Consider the following 1,660-nt stretch of genomic DNA (forward strand, 5'->3'; position numbering starts at 1 on the left):
TAATTTAAGCAAGTTAAAAAAGGAGTTGAATGTGCATCATGACAACTAATGCACTCGGAATTTACGAAAAAGCTTTACCACAAGATCTATCCTGGCGGGAAACGTTTGAATTAACACATGACTTAGGTTTTAATTTTTTAGAATTTTCGATTGATGAAAGTGATCAACGACTGGCGCGGCTTGATTGGACACGCCAGCAACGCCAGGAATTTCGTGACCTAATGTGGGCTACTAAGACACGCATTAATAACTTAATGCTCTCTGGTCACCGCCGCTTTCCTTTGGGCTCAGCCGACCCCCAAATTCGCCAGCAGGCATTAACGATGATGCAAAAGGCAATTGATTTGTGTGTTGACTTAGGCATTCATAACATTCAAATGGCGGGTTATGATGTTTATTATGAAGAAAAGACGGCTTCTTCGCGTGAATATTTTGTAGAGAATTTGACCAAGTGTGTGCATATGGCCGCCCAAAAAAATATTATGCTATCAATTGAAACGATGGATGATCCCTTTATTAATAACCTGACGAAGATTAAGCATTACCATGATTTAGTTAAAAGTCCTTGGTTACAGGCTTATCCGGATTTGGGTAATTTAAGTGCTTGGCCTAATCAAGATGTAGCTGCAGAAATTGAAAATCAGATTGATACCATTTGTGCGATTCATTTAAAAGACAGTCAAAAAGTCACTGCAACGTCACCTGGTCAGTTTAAAAACGTGCCCTTTGGTCAAGGTTGTGTTGACTTTGCTGGCCTCTTACGCTTATTAGTAAGATTAGATTATCATGGTAGTTTTACAATTGAGATGTGGGTTGGCGAAAATGGTGCCAGTGACGCCCTCGAACAGGTCAAGGCCGCAAAACAATTTTTTACTAACTTGTTTGACCAAGTGGGCATTGAACAAGAAGAAGTCAGATAAGGAGAGCACAATGCTAGAAAAATTAAAACAAGAAGTTTATGAAGCAAATATGCAGTTACCCCAATTGGGCTTGGTAACCTTTACCTGGGGTAATGTTTCTGGAATTGACCGCCAGCAAGGCTTATATGTAATTAAACCGTCAGGTGTTAGTTATGAAGAATTAACGCCAGCGGACTTAGTAGTCGTCAATCTTAAGGGTGAAGTAGTTGAAGGTCAGTTAAACCCTTCTTCCGATACTCCGACCCACACCTATTTGTACAACCATTTTCCTAAGATTGGCGGAATTGTCCATACTCATTCACCTTGGGCGGTGGCCTTTGCGGCAGCTAAGATGGACATACCAGCTTTGAATACAACGCATGCCGATACCTTCTATACCGATATACCAGCAGCGGCTGCCTTAACTGAAGCCGAAATTACAGCCGACTATGAGGGCAATACGGGCAAGACCATTGTGCGAACCTTTGCAAAGCGGCACTTAGATTATGAAGCAACGCCCGGGAGTCTAGTAAGCCAACATGGGCCATTTTGTTGGGGGAAAACGGCCGCCCAGGCAGTCTATAACGCTAAGGTTTTAGAGGTAGTGGCAGAAGAAGACTACCACACCCTTATGTTAACTAGAGCAGATAGTCATGTGCCCCAGTATTTATTAGATAAGCATTACTATCGAAAGCATGGTCAAGGAGCGTATTACGGGCAAAATAATGCCCAGTCGCAGACCCATGCGAAAAGAAAATAAC

2 protein-coding genes are annotated in these 1,660 nt (G+C 42.3%); both read left to right on the top strand.

Going from position 1 to position 1,660, the window contains the following annotated elements; translation table 11 throughout:
* Nucleotides 1-38 precede the first annotated feature (38 nt).
* On the top strand, nt 39-920 hold the full coding sequence (locus F5ESL0230_RS08345) for an L-ribulose-5-phosphate 3-epimerase (RefSeq protein WP_122022399.1): 882 nt from the start codon (nt 39-41) through the stop codon (nt 918-920).
* Nucleotides 921-930: 10 nt separating this feature from the next.
* A complete protein-coding gene (locus F5ESL0230_RS08350) occupies nt 931-1,659 on the top strand; it encodes an L-ribulose-5-phosphate 4-epimerase (protein WP_122022400.1) in 729 nt (242 codons plus the stop codon).
* The last annotated feature ends 1 nt before the right edge of the window (nt 1,660 follow it).

The sequence above is a fragment of the Lactobacillus sp. ESL0230 genome, assembly GCF_003692805.1.
Classification (GTDB): domain Bacteria; phylum Bacillota; class Bacilli; order Lactobacillales; family Lactobacillaceae; genus Lactobacillus; species Lactobacillus bombicola.

Bases quoted from the DNA above. Each gene is read 5' to 3' on its own strand.
- F5ESL0230_RS08345 (WP_122022399.1), top strand. From the start codon at position 39: ATGACAACTAATGCACTCGGAATTTACGAAAAAGCTTTACCACAAGAT.
- F5ESL0230_RS08350 (WP_122022400.1), top strand. From the start codon at position 931: ATGCTAGAAAAATTAAAACAAGAAGTTTATGAAGCAAATATGCAGTTA.